The sequence below is a fragment of the Microbulbifer marinus genome, assembly GCF_900107725.1.
In the GTDB taxonomy this organism is placed as follows: domain Bacteria; phylum Pseudomonadota; class Gammaproteobacteria; order Pseudomonadales; family Cellvibrionaceae; genus Microbulbifer; species Microbulbifer marinus.
The window spans coordinates 1,609,544-1,634,485 of sequence record NZ_FNQO01000001.1 but is presented as its reverse complement, the minus strand read 5'-3'; the positions used below and the strand labels follow the sequence as shown (position 1 = coordinate 1,634,485).

Here is a 24,942-nt window from a genome sequence, read left to right as displayed (position 1 = left end):
TTGACCAGAATAAAGTCCATCCCAGCGACTTAATCTTGTTGCACTACGACAATCCGTGCACTTTATATGGCCCTCGGATTTGCGTGAGGTGCAACAAGAATAATGTGTCCGGACACATACCCGTCAGCCAACCCACAGTCCTATCTTTTTGCCGGCCAGCTCCAGAGTTTGCCGCAATATGTGATCAACAGCGAAGCTAAGTAGCCCATGCAGAATCAGATGATGACGCGCTCTGAGGCGCAGGAGTGGCAGCTGGTTGCCGACATCGGCGGCACGAACGCCCGTTTCGGTCTGGCGTCCGCAGGGACGAATGCAAGCGTTGAGGTGGACGAGATTCGCACGTTCGAGTGCGCCAACTATCCGACGATTGAGGCAGCGTTAACAGCCTATCTGGATTCAGTACCGGCGGAATGTCGTCAGGGTGTGCAGGAGGCCTGTATTGCCATTGCCGGCCCCACCGAAAACGACTTGGTTACGGTCACCAACCTCTCCTGGCGCTTCTCCAAAGCGCAAGTGGGCAAACAGCTCGGATATCGCCGATTCGAGGTGATCAATGATTTCGCCGCTCTTGCCTTGAGCTGTGCGCAGCTGGACTCCCAAAACCTCACTCGTGTAGACCGCCTGGGGGCCGTTGGCGGCACCTGGGACACTACAGCCCCACGGGCGGTGATCGGCCCCGGTACCGGGCTCGGCGTCTGTGGCCTGTTCAAAGCTGGTAGTGGATGGCGTGCATTGCCCGGGGAAGGCGGCCATGCAGGAATCGCCCCCGTGACCGATGAGGAGTTTGGCCTTTTTCAGTTCCTGGGCCGCAGCCGTAGCCACCTGTCAGCTGAGGAATTGCTCAGTGGACAAGGGCTCCAGAATATCTACCAGGGCCTTGCCGCTCTGCGCGGTCTCCAGGGTGCGGCGGAGAATCCGGCAGCGATCACTGCCGCAGCGCTCAGTGGTGACTGCGCGCTCGCTCGCGATGCGGTCTTCACGTTTTGCAATTTGCTTGGCAGCTTTTGTGGCGACGTAGCTCTTACCCTCGGTGCACGCGGCGGGGTCTACCTGGGCGGTGGCATTCTGCCCCGGATCGGGTCCCTATTAGGTGAGAGCGATTTTGAACAACGGCTGCGGTCAAAGGGCGTCATGTCCGGTTATCTGGAGCACTTGCCAGTGTTCCTGGTTAGCCACCCGTTCCCCGCCCTCAGCGGTGCAGCGGCTTTTCTGCGTCTGAATGGATAAATACAAGGAGTATCTCTATGCCTCTTAGAAAGAAATACACCGTAGCGGCTTTGCTCTGTGGTGTTCTCCTCGGCGGTTGCGAGGGCGAACAGCAAGCCAACGGCGCCGCAGTATCCCATGCAGACGGAGGAGCTGCTGAGAAGATGGCAGCAGTGGAAGGGGATATTTCCGTATGGCCGCAACTGAAACCTGCACTGGCGAAAGATCCTGAGCTCGAGGCGCGAATCGGTGATCTCATGGTCAAGATGTCACTGGAGGAAAAAGTCGGCCAGATGATTCAGGCTGAGATCAAGTATGTCACGCCGGAAGATGTGAAGGAGTATCACCTTGGCTCTGTCCTGAATGGCGGTGGCAGCTACCCGGACAACAACAAGTTCGCCACGCCGCAGGATTGGCTGGCGCTTTCCGAGGCTTTCTTTGCAGCCTCTATGGATACCTCCGATGGCGGTGTGGCCATTCCCATTATCTGGGGCAGTGATGCGGTACACGGGCATAACAATATCATTGGGGCCACTCTTTATCCGCACAATATCGGCCTTGGCGCTGCGCGCGATCCGGAGCTGATTCGCCGTATCGGGGAGGCGACTGCGCGGGAAGTGGCAGTGACTGGGGTCGACTGGACCTTTGCGCCCACCGTGGCGGTGGTCCGTGATGATCGCTGGGGGCGCACCTACGAGAGCTACTCAGAAGATCCAGCAGTCGTGAAGGCCTATGCAGAAGCGATGGTAAAGGGGCTGCAGGGCGAAAAGGATGACGATGACTTCCTGCGCGGTGAGAACCTTGTCGCCACTGCCAAGCACTTTGTCGGTGACGGTGGCACCATGCGCGGCATCGACCGCGGGGACAACCTGGTGCCGGAGAAAGAGCTGGCCGAAGTGCATGCCGCCGGCTACTTCGGTGCGCTTCCCGCCGGCGTGCAAACGGTGATGGCATCGTTCAACAGCTGGAACGGCGATCGTCTACACGGCCACGAATACCTGCTCAATGATGTGCTGAAAGAGCGCCTGGGTTTTGACGGCTTCGTGGTTGGTGACTGGAACGGCCACCAGTTCGTGCCCGGGTGCACCGTGGACAGTTGTGCTGCGGCTATCAATGCCGGTCTCGATATGTTCATGGTGCCGTCGGACTGGAAAGAACTGTACAAAAACACCCTGGCTCAGGTGCAGAGCGGTGAAATTCCGATGACGCGCATCGATGACGCGGTGCGTCGTATCCTGCGCGTAAAAATCCGCGCGGGCCTGTTCGAACACCAGCGCCCACTGGCTGGTAAGGACGGTATTCTAGGCAATGACGACCACCGCGCGCTGGCACGCGAGGCAGTGCGCAAGTCCCTCGTATTGTTGAAAAACAATGACAACCTGCTGCCCCTGAAACCGAAGCAGAACGTGCTCGTTGCCGGTGATGGTGCCGACAATCTTTCACAACAGACCGGCGGTTGGACGGTTTCCTGGCAGGGTACTGGTAACACCCGTGCAGATTTCCCCGGGGCAACTTCCATCTACGAGGGTATCGAGGAGGTTGTAAAATCTGCCGGCGGTGAGGCCGTGCTGAGTGAGCAGGGCGAATTCAATAATGACAGCTTTGCCAACGGCCGGAAGCCCGATGTCGCTATCGTGGTGTTTGGCGAAGAGCCCTATGCGGAGTGGCACGGCGATCTGTCCAGCCTGGAATACCAGCAGACCACCAAGACTGACCTTGCACTGCTGAAGAAGCTGCGTGAGCAAGGTGTTCCGGTAGTCAGCGTTTTCCTGTCGGGCCGCCCGCTGTGGGTGAACAGGGAAATGAACGCGTCTGATGCATTCGTCGCCGCCTGGTTGCCCGGTTCCGAAGGCGCTGGTGTAGCAGATGTGCTGTTCACTGGTGCCAATGGTGAGATGCGCTACGACTTCACCGGCACCCTGCCATTCAGCTGGCCGCATTACGTGCATCAAACCGTACTCAACCCTTACCACGACGATTATGAGCCACTGTTCCAGCTTGGCTATGGTCTGCAGTCGGGGGATGAATCCCTGGTGAGCAACCAGCTGACGGAAGACGGTGAAACTTATAGTGACGGCGCTCTGGAAGATGCGTGGATGCTGGTATCACGCCCCCGCGCTCCCTGGCAGCTGCAAATCGCAGAAAAGGGACAGGCACCGGTGGCCGTGACCGGTAACCGCGCCACTAGCGGGGAAGATGCCAATATCACCGTGGCTTCCATCGACATGGAGTCGCAGGAGGACGCCCGTAAGATCGAGTGGAAAGGCCTGCGCGACGGCAGCGTAATGCTGGTCGCGGAAATACCGCAGGACCTGAGCCGCTACCTGAAAGAGGGCGCCGCCCTGTCCTTCGACGTCCGCGTGGACAGCAAGCCTCAACAACCTGTCAGCGCGATCATTGCCTGTGGCGACGACTGCTCCGCCGAACTGCCGCTGCAGAGTACCCTGCAGTCCCTTGAGACCGGCAAGTGGTCGAAGCTCTCCATCGACCTGCAGTGCTTCGTTGACAAAGGCGCCGACTTCAGTCGCGTATCCAACGCGCTGGCACTGAGCACCGGGGGACAGCTGTCGCTGGCGGTTGCTAACATCAAGTACGTGCCCAAAGCCGCCGACAAGGCCGCGATGCGCTGCGAGGGCTGAGTCCCGCGGCGGCGATCATGAACTGACCTATCCCAATGCCCGGGCACCTGCCCGGGCATTGTGTTTTAGAAGTTGAAAAGAAGGGCGGGCAGCGCGCTGCTGACCCGTACAGCCGCGGAGAGAAAATAAAAAGCACTAATACTTTCACTACATATGCGGGCGCCCTGGCTGGTGGTTCCGACGAGCAGCCGGTCCAACTTGAACCCGTCTGGCCGAGCTTTTATTTCCTTTATTTTAATACCTTCCTCACTCCTACTTGCCGCGCATCCCTGCCTTAAAAGAGTCTTCGTTGGAAGCCAGTGACTCAGTCACTGGTAGAGCGGGTGAAAAACGCGCCAAAACACGTCGTGGAGCTGGTCTGTCTGCAAAAGGAGAGAGTAATCTGTTGTTGGCTCTGCAGCATTTTGCAGCCATTCAAAATTGAGGTCACACGCATAATAAAAGGCTAGCGCGAGGCAAATACCATGACCCCAGAGCAAAAGTACCGGCTTGTGGCAGGCAAGCAGCCACTGGAGCTTCTCTACCAGCGGGAGCGGGAGCAGGCTGGTGAGGTCTACCTGCGCCAGATGGTGCAGCGCGAGTGGCGCGAGTACACTTGGGGGGATGTAATGGATCGCGTGCGGCGCATCGCCAGCTTTCTGCGCGAACGGTTTGAACCAGGTGATCGCATTGCAATTCACGCAAAAAATTGTGCGGACTGGATCATCGTGGATATCGGCATCATGCTCGCCGGAATGGTGAGCGTGCCCTTATACCCGGGCCAGTCGGCGAGCTCCATGGAGTATGTGCTCGAGCACTCCGACAGCAAGCTGCTTTTCTGTGGTGCCAGTGATGACAATAGCGCTCTGAGCCAAGTCGCGGGGCGACTGCCGACGGTCGCCATTCAGCGCTGCGAAATTGAGTGTGATAGCACGCTGGAAGTTTTACTCGAGTCGCACAGCCCGTATCCCGAAAGCCCCCTTTTCCCTGAGGATAAGGTGTTCACCATCATGTACACCTCGGGCACCACCGGTAATCCGAAAGGGGTCATGCATACCTGGTCGGCGATCACCTTTGCCGTGCCGAATATGGTGCGCGGCTACGGTTACGACGAGACGGATCGCTTCTTCTCCTATCTGCCGCTGGCCCACGCGGCCGAACGTATCGTGGTTGAGTTCCACAGCCTCTATTCGGGCACCCCGGTGCATTTCCCGGAGTCGATGGAGACCTTTCTCGAGGACCTGCAACGCGCTCGCCCGACGATGTTTTTCTCCGTGCCGCGATTGTGGGCCAAGTTCAAGGAGGGGATCGACGCCAAGATTTCACCGTCGCTGCAGCGCACGCTGCTGCGGATTCCCGGGCTTAACAGTTGGTTCAAGCGCAAGGTGCAGCAGGGGCTGGGACTGGATCAGGCACGCATGCTGGTCACCGGCGCGTCGCCCATTTCCGTGGATTTACAGAAGTGGTATCACCGCATGGGCATGATGGTGGCGGATGGCTACGGCATGACGGAAAACTTTATCTACGGCTGTAATACGCATATGGGGGAAACACCGGTACCCGGTACCGTGGGCAAGCCATTCTGGGATTGCCAGGTGAAGATCTCCGAGGAGGGGGAGATTCTGTTCAAGAGCGATGCGCTGATGAAGGGCTATTACCTAGAGCCGGAAAAAACGGCCGAAGTCATTCGCGATGGCTTTTACCACACCGGTGACGCAGGTTTCATTGACGACGACGGCCTGCTGCATATTACCGGGCGCCTGTCGGATACCTTCAAGACCAGCAAGGGGAAATTCGTGCAGCCGGCCACGCTGGAGAACCGATTCGGCGAGGTGGCGCTTCTCGGACAAGTCTGTGTGCTTGGCCACGGGATGGATCAGCCGGTCATGCTGGCGAACCTGTCGGAATTGGGGCGCAAACAGGACCCGGATAAAGTCAACGCCGAGCTCGCGCAGGTACTCGACACCGTCAACGAACAGTTGCCACCCCACGAGCGGCTGCGCGCAATATTTGTTACTGCACACGACTGGACGCCGCAGAACGATCTGGCCACACCAACGCTGAAGATCAAGCGCAAGCTCGTCGAGGCGCGCTACCGACCGTGGATCGAGCGCTATCAGCAGCAGGGCGGAGTCGTATGGGAGCAGGGCGAGCTGGCGTGGGGAGATGTTGCCGAAACCTGATCACACCGGGCCAGTTTCCCCGGGGCGCCGAGCGGCTGCACCCGTAACGCCGGTGATGCGCCGTGTTCCTTAAACGCAAAAAGAAAAGGCTGGCGCAGGCCCGCTAGTTAACAGCCGGTAATGGTTGCTAATGGCAGCTGCAGGTCATGCATTTCACCGAATCGCCCTGGCGACCGACCTGAATGCCGTTGGCCGAACACTCGAAGTCATCATTGAAATCACAGGAATCCACCTTGCAGGCGCCGACACCCGCCGAGCGTTTACTGCGCGTGTGGGTGGAATTGGCGAAATAGGTGTCGCAACCGGGATTGTCGCCGTCGCCGATGGTGATGGCGCGGGCGTGGCAGCTGTCGTCGGTGTTGTAGGCGCACTTGGATACGGTGCAGCGGGCGACTTCCGGCATGTCGGTGGCAATAATCATCGCGGACCTCGTAAGCGGATCTGGCTGCTGCTAACCCGGCGAAAACTATCGACGGGTCAAGGGTGCGGCACAGGGATGTGCCGTCGCCGGCGATAGCCGGCGCGAGCCTGCGAATTGCCAGCAGATCCGCGTATCTGTGCCAGTAATTTGCAGGTGACGCTGAAATAGATCAGGGATGATCTATTTCAGCGGTAGGTAAATAGCAGACTAGTTCAGCCAAACCGCTTGTCAATTGCGCCGCTGCCCGCACGCGAGCCGGCGAAGCCGGCCTCGCTCAAAAGTGCAGAACCGAATACTCGGCAAGGATTGATCAGTGGGAAGAGGCCTGCAATTCAGTGCTTGGTATAGGTCTGGCAGTCTACCGAGCCGCCACTGGCACCTACCTGGATACTGTCGGCGGTGCACTCAAAATCGTCGTTGTGGGCGCAGTCCTCTATCTTGCAGGCACCCACCCCCGCGGTGCGGCTGCTGTGGGTGTGCTTGTCATTGTCGAAGAAAGTATCGCAGTCCGGGGCGGCGCCCTCGCCGATGGTGATGGCACGCGCGTGGCAGCCGTCATCGGCGTTGTAGGCGCACTGGCTGACAACACATTTGGCGACTTCGGGCATGTCGGTGGCAATAATCATGACGGAGTTCTCTCGGGGGTGGGGATCTTTTACGTTCGAGCCTAGTTCAGCTTGCAGGCTTGTCAATCGAGGTGCTGCATTCTCTACTGATCGGAATGGCCTGACACCGGAATGGCTTTCTGCATATAGATCCTGTCGGCATCGCGACCGCATTCATTCCAGCCCAGGTGCCGATAAAAGGTGGCGACCTCAATCAGCAGCCGGTGGGTTGCCAGACGCATCAGCGAAAAGCCGCGTCGCCGCGCTTCCGCTTCGGCAAATGCCAGCAAACCTTTTCCCAATCCCATGCTCTGGTGCTCGGGGCTCACGGCTATATTGGCTAGGGTCATATAGCCTCGATCAGGAACCAGGGTGATTCCGCCGACAATTTCGTCGCCTATTTCCGCTACCCAGGTCGGAAACGAGGCGATCTCTTCCCGGTAGTCGGCATCTATCGGCGGCAGCCGCTTCCCGTGAAGCTTGTGCTGGTAGATGGAGTAAGCCCTCACCATACAGTCTTTCAGCCCCTCAGCGTCCGCTAGCGTCGCTTTGCGAATCGACCATTGCTGTTGCGACATTGGATAAGTCACTCCCAAGTATTGCCCTGGCGAAATTTCACGGTCATCTGGTAGCCGTGGATAGCCGGGCCGGCGATGGCATCGAAACACAACTTGCCAAACAGGATCAGCGTCGCTGTAGCCAGTGCATCGAGGAACCAGGCCACAACCGGACCGGCGGCGCCGATATAGGCGGGCATGCTCGCGAGTGCCTCTACCGTCTGGATGCCGGTTACTGCGTGCAGTGCCAGCGCAATCCAGAAACCGAAGCAGAAAGGGCAGTGCCAGGCCTGATACAGGTAAGCCAGGGGGCCGGGCAGGGCCTCTACAATGCGGTTGAACCAGTTGCCCCAGTAGGGCAGCTTTTCCCAGATCAGGATATAGGTGGACAGGCCCATCAGCGCCAGTGTGAAGTTCATTCTTGCCTCCTAGGGGTGTGCGGTAATGATAGAGACGGCGATCTCCGTCGCGCGGTATTCGCGCGAGGTACAGGAGAAGCCGGCGGCCGCCAGGGTTTCGGTAATAGTTTCCGGCGACAGCCAGTGCGGGTGGCCGTCCCGCTGCGCCTCCGGGTGGTGATCGCGGATATGCCGCTGGATTTCCTCCCACAGATCGTCGATAACGACGAAGCGGCCGCTTGGCTTGAGTACCCGCTGTACCTCTGCCAGGCCGGCTGCCACATCCTGCCAGTGGTGCAGGGAGTTGATCGCTAGCACCAGATCACAGCTTCGGGCGGGGCAGGGCAGCCGCTCTGCCGCGGTCTCGACAAAACGAACCGGCACCGGGAATTCCAGGCCACGGCTTTTCTTCCGGGCTAACTCGATCATGCGCGGCGTCGGGTCTATGCCGAGCACTTCGCCGGCAGACAGGCAAGCGGCGATTTCGCGCACCACAGTGCCACTGCCGCAGCCGATATCCAGCACTCGCTCTCCATCCGAAAGCCGGCAAAGTTTCGGGACGGCGCCGTGCAGCGGATGCTCGCCCCAGCGCGTCACATACCAGTCGGCGGTCTCCCTGTCCCAGGTTCCTCTTTCACAACTGCTGTGATTCGTATCGGTTTTGCTCATGACAGGTTCCATACAATTAGTTAGCTTTGCTAACTTTACGGGTTAAATAGTTAGTTTGTCAAACTATGTATATGGCGTGGCATTGACCCGAAAGGGCGCGCCTCTATACTGGTTAGCCTTTCTAACTAGATGGTCGGAGCCCTGATGAGCCTGGACAGATCCCTGATGAACCTGCAACGCATTCTGTCCCAGGCCTGGAATCAGGCGGCCGGCGACCGGCGGGAGGGGCTGAGCAGCAATGAATTCGAATACCTGCTGTGCGTGTACATCGCCGAGAGCGGCAGGCCTGAGCCGGGCAGCGGCGAGCACGACGACAGCAGCCACCTTTCCGCCCTGGCGGCGGAAATGCAGGTGCAGAAGTCGTCGGCCAGTGTAATGGTCAACAAGCTGGAGAAACGCGGCCTGATACGGCGGGTCACCTGCCGCTACGATGCGAGGGCGCAGCATATCCTGCTGACCGAGCAGGGTAGGGAGCTGTTTCTGCGCACGCGGGAGTCGGTCTACTCGGCGCTGGCAAATTCCATCGCCGAGCGGCTGGATCCGGACGAGTACCGGGCACTTGAACGGATACTGGACAAAGTCTGTGCCGACCAATAGCGAATAGCTGCGGCAGGTTGCATCGGGTATAAAGATCACTTACGCGTCAACCAATGCGCGGAGTGACTCAATGATCGCTAAGCCCTACCTGCTGTTTTTTGCCCTGCTGTACGTGGCGCTGCTGTTCGTGGTGGCCTGGCGCGCCGAGCACCGCAAACAGTGGCTGCTGCGCTACCGCCCGATCATCTATGCGCTGACACTGGCGGTCTATTGCAGCTCCTGGACTTTCTTCGGCGCCGTCGGCCAGTCGGTGACCAGTACCTGGAGTTACCTGCCGATCTACCTCGGGCCGATGCTGCTGTTCCTGTTCGGCGGTGCTTTCCTGCGCAAGCTGATGCTGGTGAGTGAACGCCAGAAGGTGACTTCCATCGCCGATTTTATCGGCTCCCGCTACGGCAAGAGCCAGGGCCTGTCGGCGCTGGTGACGCTGCTGGCGATTGTCGGCAGCCTGCCGTACATCGCGTTGCAGCTGCGCGCGGTGGCTATGGCCTGGGATACCGTTGGCGCGGCGCCGGGGTCCGCCAGCTTTACTAGCCTGGATACGGCCTTCGCCACCGCGCTGCTGATGGGGGTGTTCGCGATGCTGTTCGGCACCCGCCACCTCGAAGGGCGCGAGCGCAACCGCGGGGTAGTAGCCGCCATTGCGCTGGAGTCGGTAGTCAAGCTCCTCGCCTTTGCCGCCGTGGCCGCGCTGGCTGTCTGGCTGATGATCGGGGGCGAGCCCCATGGCGCCACCGCGCTGCACCTGGATCCGTTGATCCCCGATGCCAACTTCCTGACCCAGACCCTGCTGGCCACTGTGGCCATTATCTGCCTGCCGCGCCAGTTCCACATGGCGGTGGTCGAATTCCAGGATCAGCGCGACCTGCGCACTGCGCGCTGGCTGCTGCCGCTGTACCTGGGGCTCTTTTCGCTATTGATCCTGCCCATCGCCCTCGCCGGGCAGCCGATGCTGGCGCAGGGGCTGCTGGATCCGGATGGCCTGGTGCTGACACTGCCGATGGCCAGCGGCAATGATGCCCTGACCCTGCTCGCCTATATCGGCGGCTTCTCCGCGGCCACCGGCATGGTGATCGTCGCCGCGGTAACCCTGGCGGTGATGATTTCCAACGAGCTGGTGGCGCCGCTGTGGCTGTTCCTGAGCCGCTTTACCCCGCTGTCGGCGGCGTCGCTCGGTAACCACCTGCGCCTGATCCGCCGCCTCAGCATTCTGCTGCTGCTGATGCTGGGATGGGGCATGCACCGCGCCATTACCGGGGTCGCGCCGCTGGCCTCCATCGGTCTACTGTCGTTCGCCGCCGCCGCGCAGCTGGCGCCGGCGCTGGTCGGCGCCCTCTACTGGCGCCGGGCGCACCGCCTCGGCGTGCTCGCCGGGCTGGTGGCCGGCTACGGCCTCTGGTTCTACTGCCTGGTGCTGCCGGCGGTCTATCCGCAGCACCCATTGCTCACGGAAGGATTGTTCGGGCTGGCCTGGCTGCGGCCGGAGCAGCTGTTCGGTCTCGGCGGACTGGATCCGCTCAGCCACGGTGTTTTCTGGAGCCTGCTGGCCAATGTGGCGTTGTTTGTATCCGTATCCCTGCTGTGTCGGGCGCAGGAGCGCGACCGCCGCCAGGCGCAGGCCTTTGTCGAACTGTCGGAGCTGGATGCCGGTGTCGACCTGGAGCTGACCTCGATCAAGGTCGGCCAGCTGAAGAGCCTGGTGCAGCCGTTTGTCGGGCGCAAACGATCGGAACAGATCTGGAACGGTTTCGAGCGGCGCAGCCAGCAGCGCCTGCTTGCAGACGACGCGGCGCCGCGCTTTGCCGTGCAGGAGGCGGAGAGCATTCTCGCCGGCATTATCGGCTCGGCCACTGCCCACCAGGTGATCGACCTGTTGCGGAGCAACCGTCCGTTCCAGCTGGAAGATATTGCGCGGCTGGTGGATGGCACTTCACAGAAGCTGCGCTTTTCGCAGGAGCTGCTGCAGACCACGGTGGAGACCATCAGCCAGGGCATCAGCGTGGTGGACGCGGACCTGCGCCTGGTGGCCTGGAACCAGCACTATATCGAACTGTTCGACTACCCGGAGCGCCTGCTCTATATCGGCTGCCCGGTGGAAAAGTTGTACCACCACAACGCCGAGAGGGGCCTCTACGGCGAGAACGCCGATCTGCAAGCGGAGGTCCAGCGGCGCCTGGAGCTGCTGCGCCACGGCAGTGCGCACCGCTTCGAGCGCCGGCTACCAAATGGCAGCATCGTCGAGGTGCGTGGCACGCCGATGCCCGGCGGCGGCTTTGTCACCACCTTTACCGATATCAGCGACTACCGTGCAGCGGTGGATGCCCTGGAGGAAAACCAGCGTACTCTGGAAGAGCGGGTGGAACAGCGCACCGCGGAACTGCTGCAGAGCAATGAGGCGCTGCAGGCGGAGAACCGTCGCCGTGCCGAAGTGGAAGGGCAGATGCGCGAACTCCATGCGGCCAAGAGCCGCTTCCTCGCCCATACCAGTCACGATCTGCTGCAACCGATCAATGCCGCGCGCCTGTTTATCGCCTCGGCCCAGCAGAAGGCGGCGCGCAGCGACTGGGACGAAACTTTAGAGGATATCGGCCACATCGACAGCGCGCTCAATACTGCCGAGCATTTGATTGGCGCGCTGCGCGAGATCAGCCGCCTGGACGGCGGCAACCTGACACCCAAGCGGGAGCATTTCCCGGTCGGCGAGCTGCTGGATGCGCTGACGGTGGAGTTCCAGGCCATCGCCGCCAGCCGCGGCCTGCAATTGCGCTACCGCCCCAGCAGTCTGTGGGTGCACAGCGATCGCCACCTGCTGCGGCGGATATTGCAGAATTTCCTCAGCAACGCGTTGCACTACACCAGCCGCGGCAAGGTGCTCCTCGGCGCACGGCGGCGCGGCGGGGAGTTTGGACAGGAGCTGGAGATCCAGGTCTGGGATACCGGTCCCGGCATTGCTCCGGAGGCACAGGCGCAGATTTTTGACGAGTTTGTGCGCCTGACCTCCGCGGAACGCTCATCCGACAAGGGCCTGGGGCTGGGGCTGGCGATCGCCAAGCGCAGTGCGGACCTGCTGCAGCACCCGATCGCGGTGCAGTCGACTCCGGGGCGCGGCGCCATGTTCTCTATTCGGGTGCCCTTGGGGGTGGCGGTGCGGGCCGAGCGGGTGCCGCCGCAGCCGCAACCTGCCGGTGCCGATATGGCAGGGATCCGGGTGCTGTGTATCGACAACGAGGAATCGATTCTGCGCGGCATGCAGAGCCTGCTGAGCGGGTGGGGCTGCCGGGTAACGGCGGCGCGGTCACTGCAGGAGTCACTGGCCACCTGGCCCAGTGAGCAGCCGCCGCAACTGGTGATCGTCGATTACCACCTCGACTGCAACGAGACGGGGGTCGCCGCACTGGACGGACTGAATCACCGCTGGGGACAGCCCCTGCCGGGCATTCTGATCAGCGCGGATATTTCCGAGCAGGTGCGCGACGCGGCTGCCGCACGCGGATGTTTCTACCTGTCCAAGCCGGTCAAGCCGGCGGCGCTGCGCAACCTGGTGCGGCGGCTGGCGCGGCGGACTACAGCAGTAGTTGAATTATAGGGGCGGCCCTGCTGCCGGAGGAGCTTTGCGGGACTCGCCGTGAACCCATCCCTGGGGGCTTGTCCGCGAGATCCCTCTCGCGGACAGTCCCGCAAAGCTCCTCCGGCAGCATGACCTTCGCATCGAGGTAGAGAGTTTCCCGATTTTCCTATATGAGATTCAGGCGTGCGCCGGCGCGTGCTTCGGCGGCGGCGTGAACTGTCCGGGCGGTTCGATATCCAGGCTGCCGAGCGCCAGAGCCGCCTGAGTGCGCGAGTTGACGTTCAGCTTGCGGAACAGCGCCGTCAGGTGTGCCTTGACGGTGGCCTCGGTGACATTCATCTCGTAGGCGATCTGCTTGTTCAGCAGCCCTTCCGCGAGCATGGTGGCGACGCGGAACTGCTGCGGCGTCAGCGATGCCACCACATCGGCCACGGCCAGATCGGAGGAGTCCGCCGCACCCTGCTCGGCCACGCCCTGCGGCAGCCAGATCTCGCCGGCCAGCGCCTGCTGCAGGGCGGTGGTGATCGTCTCGACCGGTGCGGACTTGGGCAGGAAACCGCAGGCGCCGTAGTCGATCGCGCGGCACATTACTTCCGGTTTCTCGTTCGCGGACACCACCATCACCGGTAGTTGTGGGTACTGGCCGCTGACAAAAATCAGGCCGCTGAACCCGCGTGCGCCGGGCATGTGCAGATCCAGCAACAGCAGATCGCAATCGCCGTGGGCGGCCACGCAGCGCTGCAGGCTGTCCATATCCTCTGCCTCGTACAGCTCGGCATCCGGGAATGCCTGGGTAATGGACTGGCGCAGGGCACTGCGAAACAGCGGGTGGTCGTCGGCGATAATGAACTTTTGCACTGCTTTATTAGTATTGGCGTGCATGGTTATCGCTCCCTCATCATCAATGGGTCTCGCCCCACGCAGATCCGCCGGCGAGAGTGAGTGCGTACACACATTATATTCTTATCAGTGTACGCCGATACTGTGAGCTGTTGTTATTGTTTCTGTCTATCGAAAACGGCAAAGCGGTACCGCCGTTCACTGGCGATACCGCTACTGCGAATACAAGCAGCCGGGTGCGCCGCAACACCCGGCATTTTCCAATCAGGCGCTCTGGGTCAGCTCGGCGTGATTGTCGATCAGTTGCCGCACCACTGACGGGTCCGCCAGGGTGGAGATATCGCCGAGCTGGTCGCACTCGTCGGCGGCGATCTTGCGCAGGATACGGCGCATGATCTTGCCTGAACGGGTCTTTGGCAGGCCCGGCGCCCACTGGATCACGTCCGGCGTGGCGATGGGGCCAATCTCGGCGCGCAGCCAGTCGCGCAGTTGCCGGCGCATCTCCTCGCTGGGTTCCAGGTCGCTGTTCAGGGTCACGTAGACGTAGATACCTTGGCCCTTGATATCGTGCGGGTAACCCACCACTGCCGCCTCGGCAACCGCCTGGTGGGCGACCAGCGCACTCTCCAGTTCGGCGGTGCCCATACGGTGGCCGGACACGTTCAGCACATCGTCCACACGCCCGGTGATCCAGTAGTAGCCGTCGGCATCGCGGCGGGCGCCGTCGCCGGTGAAGTACATACCGTCGAAGGTGCTGAAGTAGGTATCGATAAAGCGCTGGTGATCGCCGAACACCGTGCGCATCTGGCCGGGCCAGCTGTCCAGCAGCACCAGGTTGCCCTCGGCGGCGCCGTCGAGGATGTTGCCGTCGTTGTCCACCAGCGCCGGCTGCACGCCGAAGAAGGGACGGGTGGCGGAGCCGGGTTTCAGCGCCGTGGCGCCGGGCAGCGGCGTCAGCATGGCGGCACCGGTTTCGGTCTGCCACCAGGTGTCGACGATCGGGCAGCGGCCGCGACCGAAGGTGCGGTGATACCACTTCCACGCCTCCGGATTGATCGGCTCGCCGACGGTACCGAGCAGGCGCAGGCTGGACAGATCGGCTCCCGCCACAGGCTTGTCGCCCTCGGCCATCAGTGCGCGAATGGCCGTCGGCGCGATATACAGAATGTCGATTTTGTGTTCGTCGATGATCTGCGCCACGCGGGTCACGTCCGGGTAGTTCGGTACACCCTCGTACATCACGGTGGTGGCGCCGTTCGCCAGTGGGCCGTAGAGGATATACGAGTGGCCGGTGACCCAGCCGATATCGGCGGCGCACCAGTAGCGCTCGCCGTGGCGGTAGTCGAACACGTATTCGTGGGTCAGGGAGGCATAGGTGAGGTAGCCGCCGCTGGTGTGCAGCACGCCCTTGGGTTTGCCGGTGGAGCCGGACGTGTACAGGATGAACAGCGGATCCTCCGCGTTCATCGCCTCCGCCGGGCAGTCGTCGCTCTGTTGTGCCACCAGCTCGCCGTAGTCGCAGTCCCGCTCCGGGTTCCAGGCGACCTTGTCGCTGGTGTAGTTCACGACGACCACCTTGTCCACGGTGGTCTCACAGCACAGCGCGACCGCCTTGTCGACGTTCTCCTTCAGTACCACCGAGCGGCCGCCGCGCACACCGGCATTGGCGGTGATCAGTACGCGCGACTTGCCGTCGTCCATACGGCCGGCCAGGGCCTCCGGGGAAAACCCGGCGAATACCACCGAGTGAATCGCGCCGATACGCGCGCAGGCCAGCATGGCCACGGCCGCTTCCGGAATCATCGGCATGTAGATGGTGACCACATCGCCCTTCTGTACGCCGAGCGACTTGAGGCCGTTGGCGAAGCGGCAGACGTCCGCGTGCAGTTCGCGGTAGCTGATCTCCCGCGACACGCCGGGTTCGTCGCCGACCCACAGGATGGCAGTGCTGTCGCCGTGTTCGGCCAGGTGGCGGTCGAGGCAGTTGGCGGCGACGTTCAGGCTGCCGTCGGCGTACCAGCGGATATGCAGGTCGTCCCTGGCGAAGGAGACGTCCTTGACCTGAGTATAGGGCTTGATCCAGTCGAGCCGCTGGCCCTGTTCGCGCCAGAAGCCCTCGCTGTCCTCGACGGATCGGTTGTACAGCTCGAAGTATTCCTCTTCGTTCAGCAGGGTTTGCTCGGCGTAGTGCTGCGGTACGGGGTAGAGGGTTTGCTCAGACACGGTGGGCCTCATCATCTTGCCAGTTCTTGTCTTTCGCATTCTGCATATCCCCGCGGCCGGGCGTATTAGACAAACGTCGAAACAGAAGAAATGGGTCCTTAGACATTGGTCGAAAGAGCGGCGGATTTAGACCAATGGTTAATACCCAAGTGATCGCCAACAGGCTTTTATCGTCAGCGGCAAAGCAGTATTTCGACAAATCACGCTCGGAGGGAGCTTATGTCGCTTACAAGAATAAAATCTGCCCGCACAGCGGCGGGCCTGTTTTCAGCGATGATGATCAACCTGGTGCCGCTGTCTGCGGCAGCACAGACCAGTACAGAGGAACTGCAGCTGCGTATCGAGGAGCTGCAGGCGCAGGTGGACAAACTTGCCGCCGAGGCGGCGCAGCAGCGCCGCGCGGTGGTGGATAACCCTGAGCCACCGCAGCAACCACAGGGCACGCAGATCGAGATCGGCGGCTTTATGAAACTGGACAGTATGTTCAGCGAATATTCCGACGGCAATGCCGCCACCGCCGGCATCGGTGAGGATTTCCTGGTGCCGTCCACGATACCGGTTGGCGGCGAGGGTGGTGATAGCAGCTTCCACTCCCACGCCAAGTCGTCGCGCCTGTTCATCAAGAGCCGCACCGCGGTAGCCGGTGGCCAGGTCAATACGCACCTGGAAATCGATGCGATGGCCAGCGGCCAGGGCGACGAGCGCATCAGCAACTCCTACGCCCAGCGGCTGCGCCATGCCTATGTGGACTGGCAGATGGATGGCCGCAACAGCCTGCTCGCGGGCCAGACCTGGTCGACCTTCTTCAATGTGGGGGCGCTGCCGGAGGGTATGGACTTCGTCGGCCCCGTCGGCACCATTTTCGAGCGCCAGCCGCAACTGCGCTACACGCGCAAAATCGGCAGCGGCAGCTTGCAGCTGGCCGCGGAAAACCCGGCCACGACCCTGTACAACGGCAGCGAGAACCCCTACGACGACAGCGGCACGCCGGACCTGGTTTTGCGCTACAACAACAGCGCCGGCGATTTCAGTTACTCGGTGGCGTCGATGAGTCGCGAGCTGGCCTATGACAGCGGCGCCGACAACGAGTCGATGCGCGGTTATGCAATCAGCGTGTCCGGCAAATACCAGCTGGGCCGCGACGATATCCGCTTTATGCTGAGTTCCGGCAACGCGCTCGGTCGCTATATGGGCCTTAACGGCTACCGCGCCGGTATTATCGAGGCGGACGGTGATATTGAGTTGATCGAGCAGAGCGGCGGCTTTATCGCCCTGCGCCATTTCTGGAGCGATGAGTGGCGCAGCAACCTGGTGCTGTCCGCCTCCAAGGCCGACAACCCGGACAGCGTCTCCGACACCACCGCCGCGGCTTACCAGAGTATGCAACTGAACCTGCTCTATTCGCCGATCCCGAAAATGACCCTGGGTGGCGAATATATTCTCGCCAGCAAGGAGATCGAAAACCTCAGTGGTACTTTGGCCGACGATGAGGGAGAGCTGCAGCGGCTGCAGTTTTCGGTAAAGTATGTGTTCTAGCAACTCCCCGGGGCGCCCGTCAGGGTGCTCTCATAATCGGACAATAACTCTTAATAATATTTTTGGGAGATAGAAAGATGGGTTTCGAAAGCGAACAACACGCGGACGATTACTGGAAGGAAAACCTGCGTCTGATGCTGACACTGCTGGTGATCTGGTTCGCCGTGTCCTTCGGCTGCGGCGTCCTGCTGGTCGATGAGCTCAATGCAATTCGCCTCGGCGGTTTCAAGCTCGGCTTCTGGTTTGCCCAGCAGGGTTCCATTTACGTGTTCCTGGCGCTGATCGTGGTGTACGTGATCAAGATGAACAAACTCGATCGCAGGTACAACGTGCACGAGGACCACGAAGAGCCGCAAGAGCTTGGTGAATCCCTCGAAGAAGAATACACACACTAGGAGCGGGTCATGGATATTCAAACTCTCACATTCATTATCGTGGGGCTGACCTTCGCCCTGTATATCGGCATCGCCATCTGGGCGCGCGCCGGCTCCACCCGGGATTTCTATGTCGCCAGTGGCGGCGTCAACCCGGTCGCTAATGGCATGGCCACGGCGGCCGACTGGATGTCGGCGGCCTCGTTTATCTCCATGGCTGGCCTGATCAGCTTTATGGGTTACGACGGTGCCGTTTACCTGATGGGCTGGACCGGTGGCTATGTGTTGTTGGCCTTGTGCCTGGCACCCTACTTGCGCAAGTTCGGCAAGTTCACCGTGCCGGCGTTTATCGGGGACCGCTACTACTCGAATACCGCGCGCACCGTCGCAGTAATCTGTGCCGTATTCGTGTGCTTCACCTATGTGGCGGGGCAGATGCGCGGCGTCGGCGTGGTCTTCTCGCGCTTCCTGGAGGTGGACATCACCGCGGGCGTGATCATCGGTATGGCGATCGTGTTCTTCTACGCGGTGCTCGGCGGCATGAAGGGCATTACCTACACCCAGGTGGCCCAGTACTGCGTACTGATCTGCGCCTACCTGGTGCCGGCCATCTTCATCTCGATCATGATGACCGGCCACGTGATCCCACAGATCGGCTTCGGCGCGGAGCTGAACGACGGCTCCGGCACCTACCTGCTGGACAAGCTCGATGGGCTGTCGACGGAGCTTGGCTTCGCCGAATACACCTCGGGAACCAAGAGCACCATCGATGTGTTCTTCATTACCGCAGCACTGATGGTCGGCACCGCGGGCCTGCCGCACGTGATCGTGCGCTTCTTCACCGTGCCCAAGGTGCGCGACGCGCGCAAGTCTGCCGGCTGGGCACTGCTGTTTATCGCGCTGCTGTATACCACTGCTCCGGCCATCGCCACCTTCGCCCGGGTAAACATGATCGATACGATCAACGGTCCGGATGCGCAGGGCACCGCCTACGAGGAGGCGCCGAGCTGGATCAGTAACTGGGAGAGCACCGGCCTGATCTCGTGGGAGGACAAGAACGGCGACGGCAAGATGTTCTATTCCGGCGATGAGCGCAATGAGATGAATATCGACCGCGATATCATGGTGCTGGCCAACCCGGAAATCGCCGATCTGCCGGCCTGGGTGATCGCGTTGGTGGCTGCCGGTGGCGTCGCCGCGGCACTGTCGACTTCGGCGGGCCTGCTGCTGGTGATCTCGACCTCCATCTCGCACGACCTGCTGAAGCGCAACCTGATGCCGCATATCAGTGACAAGCAGGAGCTGCGCTACGCGCGTATCGCCTCGGCGGTGGCCATCGGTATCGCGGGCTACCTGGGGATCAACCCACCGGGCTTCGTCGCGCAGGTGGTGGCATTCGCGTTCGGGCTCGCGGCGTCGTCCTTCTTCCCCGCCATTATCCTGGGTATCTTCAGTAAGCGGATGAACAAGGAAGGCGCCATCGCGGGCATGGTTTCCGGTATCACCTTCACGGCGGCCTATATCATCTACTTCAAGTTCGTGAATCCCGCCGCCAACACCCCGGAGAACTGGTGGTTCGGTATCTCGCCGGAGGGTATCGGTACCCTGGGTATGCTGCTGAACTTTGCCGTTGCAACCGCTGTGGCGCGCTTCACCTCCGATGCACCGAAGGATGTGCAGGAGATGGTGGCCAATATCCGCTTCCCGAAAGGCGCCGGCGAGGCCAGCGCGCACTGAGTTGTCACTGCTTGCGGGTAGGGCAGGGTAAACCTGCCCCGGCCTGCCTCCTAGATATACCATCCTTGGCGAGACACTCGTTCCCTCAGGAGTGTGCTCGCCTTTTTTTACTTAGTTTTTTGTAGGCGTCGCGCTCCAGCCCATTAGCAGCAACTCGTCGTCATCGTTGGGCAATGTGATACGCCCTTCGGGCTGCAGGCCGATTTTTTCCAGCAGACGGACAGAGGGCGTATTGTCGGGAAGGGTAATGGCCACGACACGCTTAAGGGCTACTTGTTCGCGGGCGTATTGCATCACCGCTTCGGCAGCCTCCAGTGCGTAACCCTGGCCGCGGAAGTCCGGCAGGAACGCGAAGCCGATATCGACATCGTCGAGGCCGTCGCGCTTGACCAGTCCGCACAGGCCGATGGCGGTGCCATCCTTTAGTTCCACTCGGTACATACCGAAACCGTACTGGCGATACATCGCCATGGGGCCGTCGACGATATAGCGGCGGGCATCGTCTACCGTGCGCACCCCGCGATCGCCGACGTTGCGCAGGAAATCGGCATCGTTCAGTACCGCGAGCATCAGTGGTGCATCTTCTTCGGTCAGTTCGCGCAGCACCAGTTGCGGTGTTTCCAGTTGGAACATGGTGTTTGTCATTGTCCTTCGAAAAAAGAAGGGCACCATTTTGCAACCGCACCGGCAGTTTGGCGAGCGCCGCTGAGATAGTCGGACGGATCGGGCGGACGGCGAGGAGAAAAAGTTGTGCGCCCCCCGGAGTGAGGGCGCACTGAGGGTTGCTTAGAAGCGGTAGCTGACGTTGATGGAGCCCGATTCGGTAGTCGGACGCGCGGCCAGGTTGGCACTGACGGCGATGCTGTCGGCCGCCTGCCAGCGCAGACCGACAATCGCACCGGCGCCGTCCTCAAACAGGCCGACGCCTTCGCTGGCGTAGCTCGGCATAGCGTTCATATTGCCTTCCATGGACTTCACACCCACTTCGACCGAGTCGTTGTCGGTACCGGTGGTGTCTTCATACCAGACCTGACCGTAGGCGCTGACGTTGTCCCAGGTCTTGCTGGCGAAGGCACCGATACGCATGGTGGTGTAGCGGCGCTCCTGATCGCCGAAGTGCATGCCGAACGGATCGCGCTCGATGCCGTTGAGGTCGGTGTAGGTGAAGCCGTCGATGGCATCCTCGGTATAGCCGTCCACATCCACGGTCGCGCGGGTGACATTGGCGAAAGGGCCGAACTGCGAGGCGCCGCTGAGAATGTTCACACCGGCGGTCATGCTCAGGGACAGGTTTTCACCGGCGGTGGTCGCATCGAGGCTGCTGCTGAAGTTGTTGCCGAGGCCGAAAGTGCGGCTGACGTTGTCGTAGTCGACGTCGGTCAGGGTCGCACTGGCATCGACGAAAAATACATCGTAGTGCATGCGGCCGAACAGGCTGTAGTTGGTGGAGGTGGACTCCACCGCGGCCTGGTCGTTGTCGACATCGATATCGGTGCGGCTGACGGCGAAGCCCAGCTCCGTGTTATTGCGCAGCGCATAGGTGGCACCGATCAGGTTGCCGCTGTTATCGCCACTGACATTCGGCGCGAAGGCGCTGTCGTAGTCGGTATTGCCGAACACGGTACCGACAAACACGCCACTCTGCGCTTCGCGGTAGCGGGCGCCGAGCAGGCTTTCATCCAGCGTGTTGGTGTGCGTGCGCGCGGCCTGCACGCCGACATCCGGCAGCTGGCCGGCGACCTGTGCCGCATTGACCACGTTGGTATAGTAATCGGCCAGCATCTGCTGCGCCGCCTGGGTCGGGTGCACCGCGTCGTTGAAGATCAGCTGGCTGTCATCCGGCGCGGTGCCGTCGATGCCGTATTCCGGGTGCTGGATGCACTGGTTGCCGTTGTAGCAGAAGGTGGTCTGGTCGAACTCGGCGGAGAAACCCAGTGCGCCGGCATTGGCCAGGGTCACCTTGAGCACGCCGGCCTGGTCCACCATCAGCACGCCGTCGATATCCTTGGCGGCGGAGAGCAGGGTGGAGTTGAAGGCTTCGCTGGCCGCACTGGTCTGCATCAGCGTGGCGTCGACCGCCGCCTGCAGCTGCGCGTCGGCCTCTTCCTGGGTGATCAGGCCGGCGGTCACCGCGTCGTTAAGTTGCTGCGCTTCCGGGCTGTTGTACACCGCCTGCATGGTGCTGGCATAGACGCCGGCGGTCTTGCTGACGTCGGGCACGTTGGACAGCAGGATATAGTTGGCACCGGCGTTCGACAGAGCGCCGGCCGCGTCCGCCAGCATCGTGGCCGCCATGCCGATATTTTCGCCGAACTGCGCCTCGGTAATGTTGCCGGTAACCATCGCTTCGAAGCCGCCCAGCAGATCGTTGCCGCCGCCGTTGACCCAGTAGAGGGCGTTCGGGTCGGCCTTGCCGGAGGTGGTCTCCAGGTAGCCGAGGCCGGTCGGGTGCGGATTGCCGGTAATGCCGGAGTCGGCAACGATCTGGCCCGGTGCCGCGTCGATTTGCGCTTGCAGGCCGTCTGCCTGGGCATCGTAGGCGTCCGCGGTGGCGGTGTCACCGGCGGCCCTGAAGCTGTCTGCCGCCGCACGTAGCTCGGCAACCACAGAGGGGCCCTGCAGAAGCAGGCCCAGCAGGTCCAGATCGGGATAGAGGCCGGTGCTGGTTTCGCGAGTCGGATCCGGCAGCAGCGCGCTGTAAAAACTGTGGTCGGTGATATCGAGCGTCAAACCGCGCTCGCTTAGATAGTTGAAGTAACCCTGGGTGCCGAGAATATTCAGTAGCACATCGCCGGCGCGGTGACCGCCGACGGCCCAGCCGTTGCCCGAGTTAGACAGCGCTACCTGTACCTGGGCCTGTGCCGACGCCAGCAGTTCCGCTTCGCTCAGGCTCGGGTCGACACTGGGCAGGCACAGTTGCATGCCGCCGCAGGACGGCGTTACCGGGCCGAGTCCCAGCTGCTGGGACATCAGGCTGATGGCCACCTGACGGTCTTCGCCACCGCTGGTAAATACGCCGGCATTGCCGACGTCGGTCAGGCTGTCACCGAAGGCGACTACCTGGGAAAAGGCGGATTCGTTGGCGAATGCCGCGGTGCTGCTCAGGGATGCGAGTGCAATGGCGGCCGCAAGGCTGCGCTTGGCGTTGGGCATGGTTTTCTCCTAATCGCGGATACACCGCGCGCCCGCCGGCAGCTTCTGAGAATGCCAAAGATAGATAGGGGCGCGCGTCATTATTGTTGTTATTCCTGCACCTCAAGGAATCCGTTCATACTAGCGGATTTGACTTGGACAGTGAAAGGAGTCAGTGAACACAAGGCTGGCTGGTCGGTCACTTTCTGCCGCGACGAATTCTGTCTCTGCACGCGGCGGTGGAGAGTAGCGAGTGAAGACTCTGGCGCGCTATCGCACCGTATGGAGAAACTGCAGGTGGCGCTCGTACTGGGAGACCATATCGGTGAGCAGCTGGTCCTTGGTCCAACCCATCACGTCGTAGTCCTGCCCGCCCTCAAAGAGATGGACTTCGGCACGGAAATAGATATCCGGCGAGCCGACGTCGTGAGTGTCGTCCAGTTCCTCATCCGGGTTGGCGGCATCGGGCTTGAGAGTTGCCTTTGGGTGTAGCCCATAGACAAAGCTCACTTCCTCGCCCTGCAGCACCTCGACCTGCACCCACTCGTTCTGGTTCTCGGTGACCTTGGCGGTATAGCCGTTTTTTTTGAATTCCTCGGCAAACTCGTGCAAAGCGGGTTTGCCGATATCGCGAATGTACTCGCGCACCTCTTCCAGCGACGGCAGTTGCAGCGCATTCTTCAGCCGCCGCTGCCATACCACCGGGTTGCGCGCACTGATCGGTGATACCGGCGCACTCTGGGTAATGCGTTTCACTGTGTCCGCGCGCAGGGCGGTGACCAGTCCATAAATGGCCACCAGCAATATCGCCGAGAAGGGCAGCGCGCTGGCGATGACCGCCGTTTGCAGGGAACCGAGACCCCCGGCGAGCAGCAACGCGATGGCAACTGCGCCGATCAGGAAGCACCAGAAAATACGTTGCCACAGCGGCGTGTCGTCGCGACCGTGTGACGACAGCATATTCACGACCAATGCTCCGGAATCGGCAGAGGTGACGAAAAACACCACCACCATCACTACCGCAACGAAAGAAAATACACTGGAGAAGGGGAACTGCTCAAGAAACTGGAACAACGCCACCGACTGATCCTTGGCGACAATTTCGCCGAGCGATGTCAGCCCCTCGTTGAGGATCATATGGATCGCAGAGTTGCCAAAGAACGTCATCCACAGCAGGGTTACCAGGGCCGGTACCATCATGGCGCCCACGACGAACTCCCTAATGGTGCGCCCGCGGGAGATGCGCGCGATAAACAGCCCCACAAACGGTGACCACGACATCCACCAGCCCCAATAGAGGATGGTCCAGCCGCCGAGCCAGTCGGTGGGTTGGTAGGCGTACAGATTGAACGTCTTGTTGACGATCACCGACAGGTAACTGCCAAAGTTCTGCACGAAGGCCTGCAGCAGGTAAACGGTACTACCGAGCAGTAACACCATGACCAGAAGAAGCGCCGCCAGTGTCATATTCAGCTGCGACAGCCGCTTGATTCCGGTGTCCAATCCCAGGACAACGGAAATGGTGGCGAGTATGGTGGTAACGACAATCAGCACCACCTGTGCTTCGACGCCGACCGGCAGGCCAAATAAATGATTCAGCCCGGAGTTGATTTGCAGTACCCCGTAACCCAATGTGGTGGCCACGCCGCACACGGTGCCGACAATGGCAAAGATATCTACCGCGTGGCCGATGGGACCGTGGATGCGTTCGCCGATCATCGGGTAGAGGGCGGAGCGCAGGGTGAGTGGCAGTTTGTGACGGTAACTGAAATAACCGAGGATTAACGCCACAATGGCGTAGATAGCCCAGGCGTGAAAACCCCAGTGGAAATAGGTCAGTACCATTGCCTGGCGCGCTGCGGCTACGGTACCGGTTTCGCCCACCGGCGGCTGCAGATAATGCATCACCGGCTCGGCCACACCGAAGAACAGCAGGCCGATCCCCATGCCGGCGGAGAACAGCATCGCAAACCAGGACCAGAAATCGTAATCTGGCTCCGAGTGCTCCGGTCCCAGTTTCACTTCGCCGAACTTGGAAATCCCGATTACGATGACACTGATCAGGATAATCGCCACCACCAGCACATAGTACCAACTCATGTTGGTGACGATGGCCGCCTGTAGCTCCTTGAATTGTGCCGTGGCGGTTTCCGGAAAGACCACGGCGTAGGCCACCAGCAGCAACAATACCGCTGTTGAGATGTAGAACACCGGTGGATCGAAATGGGCCTTGCCGGGGGGACTTTGTTCTGTCATCGCGGGTACCGCCTGGGAATGC

The 24,942-nt window shown here is 61.1% G+C and carries 18 protein-coding genes; 8 read left to right on the top strand and 10 right to left on the bottom strand.

All coding sequences use genetic code 11. From position 1 onward, the window contains the following. Positions 1–207: 207 nt before the first annotated feature. The 3 genes from glk to BLW36_RS07020 all read left to right on the top strand — a co-directional run bounded on the left by glk (position 208) and on the right by BLW36_RS07020 (position 6,007). Positions 208–1,227, top strand: coding sequence for a glucokinase (gene glk, locus BLW36_RS07030; RefSeq protein ID WP_091386467.1), 1,020 nt, complete (start codon positions 208–210; stop codon positions 1,225–1,227). 17 nt (positions 1,228–1,244) lie between these two features. Beyond that, positions 1,245–3,845 carry a glycoside hydrolase family 3 protein gene (locus BLW36_RS07025; RefSeq protein WP_091386465.1) on the top strand — a complete coding sequence of 867 codons (2,601 nt, stop codon included), beginning with the start codon at positions 1,245–1,247 and terminating at the stop codon, positions 3,843–3,845. A 464-nt stretch (positions 3,846–4,309) separates the two neighbouring features. Next, a complete protein-coding gene (locus BLW36_RS07020) occupies positions 4,310–6,007 on the top strand; it encodes an AMP-binding protein (RefSeq protein WP_091386462.1) in 1,698 nt (565 codons plus the stop codon). A 127-nt stretch (positions 6,008–6,134) separates the two neighbouring features. On the opposite strand, the gene BLW36_RS07015 is transcribed toward BLW36_RS07020, so the two are convergent. The 5 genes from BLW36_RS07015 to BLW36_RS06995 form a co-directional block, all read right to left on the bottom strand. Then, positions 6,135–6,428, bottom strand: a complete 294-nt coding sequence (locus BLW36_RS07015; RefSeq protein WP_170833148.1) for a DUF1540 domain-containing protein — start codon at positions 6,426–6,428, stop codon at positions 6,135–6,137. A gap of 332 nt (positions 6,429–6,760) precedes the next feature. Continuing rightward, positions 6,761–7,054, bottom strand: a complete 294-nt coding sequence (locus BLW36_RS07010) for a DUF1540 domain-containing protein (protein WP_170833147.1) — start codon at positions 7,052–7,054, stop codon at positions 6,761–6,763. An 83-nt stretch (positions 7,055–7,137) separates the two neighbouring features. After that, positions 7,138–7,611 carry a GNAT family N-acetyltransferase gene (locus BLW36_RS07005; protein ID WP_091386460.1) on the bottom strand — a complete coding sequence of 158 codons (474 nt, stop codon included), beginning with the start codon at positions 7,609–7,611 and terminating at the stop codon, positions 7,138–7,140. A gap of 8 nt (positions 7,612–7,619) precedes the next feature. After that, positions 7,620–8,009 carry a hypothetical protein gene (locus tag BLW36_RS07000; RefSeq protein ID WP_091386458.1) on the bottom strand — a complete coding sequence of 130 codons (390 nt, stop codon included), beginning with the start codon at positions 8,007–8,009 and terminating at the stop codon, positions 7,620–7,622. Positions 8,010–8,018: 9 nt separating this feature from the next. Next, positions 8,019–8,657: a class I SAM-dependent methyltransferase gene (locus tag BLW36_RS06995; RefSeq protein ID WP_170833146.1), complete on the bottom strand. Its 639-nt coding sequence runs from the start codon at positions 8,655–8,657 to the stop codon at positions 8,019–8,021. A 144-nt stretch (positions 8,658–8,801) separates the two neighbouring features. Between BLW36_RS06995 and BLW36_RS06990 the strand changes: the two genes are divergently transcribed. Then, positions 8,802–9,254, top strand: a complete 453-nt coding sequence (locus BLW36_RS06990) for a MarR family winged helix-turn-helix transcriptional regulator (protein ID WP_170833145.1) — start codon at positions 8,802–8,804, stop codon at positions 9,252–9,254. Positions 9,255–9,324: 70 nt separating this feature from the next. Next, complete coding sequence (locus BLW36_RS06985; RefSeq protein ID WP_091386452.1) at positions 9,325–12,840, top strand: hybrid sensor histidine kinase/response regulator; 3,516 nt, start codon at positions 9,325–9,327, stop codon at positions 12,838–12,840. A 159-nt stretch (positions 12,841–12,999) separates the two neighbouring features. On the opposite strand, the gene BLW36_RS06980 is transcribed toward BLW36_RS06985, so the two are convergent. Together BLW36_RS06980 and acs are read right to left on the bottom strand one after the other, a co-directional pair. Next, positions 13,000–13,704: a LuxR C-terminal-related transcriptional regulator gene (locus BLW36_RS06980; RefSeq protein ID WP_091386450.1), complete on the bottom strand. Its 705-nt coding sequence runs from the start codon at positions 13,702–13,704 to the stop codon at positions 13,000–13,002. Between the two features lie 222 nt (positions 13,705–13,926). Then, positions 13,927–15,885 (bottom strand): acetate--CoA ligase, encoded by a 1,959-nt coding sequence (gene acs, locus BLW36_RS06975; RefSeq protein ID WP_211567145.1) that lies wholly within the window; start codon positions 15,883–15,885, stop codon positions 13,927–13,929. A 219-nt stretch (positions 15,886–16,104) separates the two neighbouring features. Between acs and BLW36_RS06970 the strand changes: the two genes are divergently transcribed. The 3 genes from BLW36_RS06970 (at position 16,105) to BLW36_RS06960 (ending at position 19,532) form a co-directional block, all read left to right on the top strand. After that, positions 16,105–17,421: a DcaP family trimeric outer membrane transporter gene (locus BLW36_RS06970; RefSeq protein ID WP_211567144.1), complete on the top strand. Its 1,317-nt coding sequence runs from the start codon at positions 16,105–16,107 to the stop codon at positions 17,419–17,421. Between the two features lie 77 nt (positions 17,422–17,498). Beyond that, entirely contained in the window at positions 17,499–17,816 is a 318-nt protein-coding gene (locus BLW36_RS06965) for a DUF4212 domain-containing protein (protein WP_091386448.1), read from the top strand. A 9-nt stretch (positions 17,817–17,825) separates the two neighbouring features. Further along, positions 17,826–19,532: a sodium:solute symporter family protein gene (locus tag BLW36_RS06960; RefSeq protein ID WP_091386446.1), complete on the top strand. Its 1,707-nt coding sequence runs from the start codon at positions 17,826–17,828 to the stop codon at positions 19,530–19,532. A 111-nt stretch (positions 19,533–19,643) separates the two neighbouring features. Here BLW36_RS06960 and BLW36_RS06955 read toward each other — a convergent pair whose 3' ends face one another. The 3 genes from BLW36_RS06955 to BLW36_RS06945 all read right to left on the bottom strand — a co-directional run bounded on the left by BLW36_RS06955 (position 19,644) and on the right by BLW36_RS06945 (position 24,920). Further along, positions 19,644–20,177 carry a GNAT family N-acetyltransferase gene (locus BLW36_RS06955; protein ID WP_244506156.1) on the bottom strand — a complete coding sequence of 178 codons (534 nt, stop codon included), beginning with the start codon at positions 20,175–20,177 and terminating at the stop codon, positions 19,644–19,646. A gap of 141 nt (positions 20,178–20,318) precedes the next feature. Further along, positions 20,319–22,685 carry an autotransporter outer membrane beta-barrel domain-containing protein gene (locus BLW36_RS06950; protein WP_091386444.1) on the bottom strand — a complete coding sequence of 789 codons (2,367 nt, stop codon included), beginning with the start codon at positions 22,683–22,685 and terminating at the stop codon, positions 20,319–20,321. Positions 22,686–22,934: 249 nt separating this feature from the next. Then, complete coding sequence (locus BLW36_RS06945; RefSeq protein WP_091386442.1) at positions 22,935–24,920, bottom strand: BCCT family transporter; 1,986 nt, start codon at positions 24,918–24,920, stop codon at positions 22,935–22,937. Positions 24,921–24,942: the final 22 nt, after the last annotated feature.

Coding starts and splice junctions, on each gene's coding strand:
- BLW36_RS06955 (WP_244506156.1), bottom strand. CDS start 20,177: ATGACAAACACCATGTTCCAACTGGAAACACCGCAACTGGTGCTGCGC.
- BLW36_RS06985 (WP_091386452.1), top strand. CDS start 9,325: ATGATCGCTAAGCCCTACCTGCTGTTTTTTGCCCTGCTGTACGTGGCG.
- BLW36_RS06950 (WP_091386444.1), bottom strand. CDS start 22,685: ATGCCCAACGCCAAGCGCAGCCTTGCGGCCGCCATTGCACTCGCATCC.
- BLW36_RS07015 (WP_170833148.1), bottom strand. CDS start 6,428: ATGATTATTGCCACCGACATGCCGGAAGTCGCCCGCTGCACCGTATCC.
- BLW36_RS07005 (WP_091386460.1), bottom strand. CDS start 7,611: ATGTCGCAACAGCAATGGTCGATTCGCAAAGCGACGCTAGCGGACGCT.
- BLW36_RS06980 (WP_091386450.1), bottom strand. CDS start 13,704: ATGCACGCCAATACTAATAAAGCAGTGCAAAAGTTCATTATCGCCGAC.
- BLW36_RS06970 (WP_211567144.1), top strand. CDS start 16,105: ATGTCGCTTACAAGAATAAAATCTGCCCGCACAGCGGCGGGCCTGTTT.
- BLW36_RS06990 (WP_170833145.1), top strand. CDS start 8,802: ATGAGCCTGGACAGATCCCTGATGAACCTGCAACGCATTCTGTCCCAG.
- glk (WP_091386467.1), top strand. CDS start 208: ATGCAGAATCAGATGATGACGCGCTCTGAGGCGCAGGAGTGGCAGCTG.
- BLW36_RS07010 (WP_170833147.1), bottom strand. CDS start 7,054: ATGATTATTGCCACCGACATGCCCGAAGTCGCCAAATGTGTTGTCAGC.
- BLW36_RS06945 (WP_091386442.1), bottom strand. CDS start 24,920: ATGACAGAACAAAGTCCCCCCGGCAAGGCCCATTTCGATCCACCGGTG.
- BLW36_RS06995 (WP_170833146.1), bottom strand. CDS start 8,657: ATGAGCAAAACCGATACGAATCACAGCAGTTGTGAAAGAGGAACCTGG.
- BLW36_RS06960 (WP_091386446.1), top strand. CDS start 17,826: ATGGATATTCAAACTCTCACATTCATTATCGTGGGGCTGACCTTCGCC.
- BLW36_RS06965 (WP_091386448.1), top strand. CDS start 17,499: ATGGGTTTCGAAAGCGAACAACACGCGGACGATTACTGGAAGGAAAAC.
- BLW36_RS07020 (WP_091386462.1), top strand. CDS start 4,310: ATGACCCCAGAGCAAAAGTACCGGCTTGTGGCAGGCAAGCAGCCACTG.
- BLW36_RS07025 (WP_091386465.1), top strand. CDS start 1,245: ATGCCTCTTAGAAAGAAATACACCGTAGCGGCTTTGCTCTGTGGTGTT.
- BLW36_RS07000 (WP_091386458.1), bottom strand. CDS start 8,009: ATGAACTTCACACTGGCGCTGATGGGCCTGTCCACCTATATCCTGATC.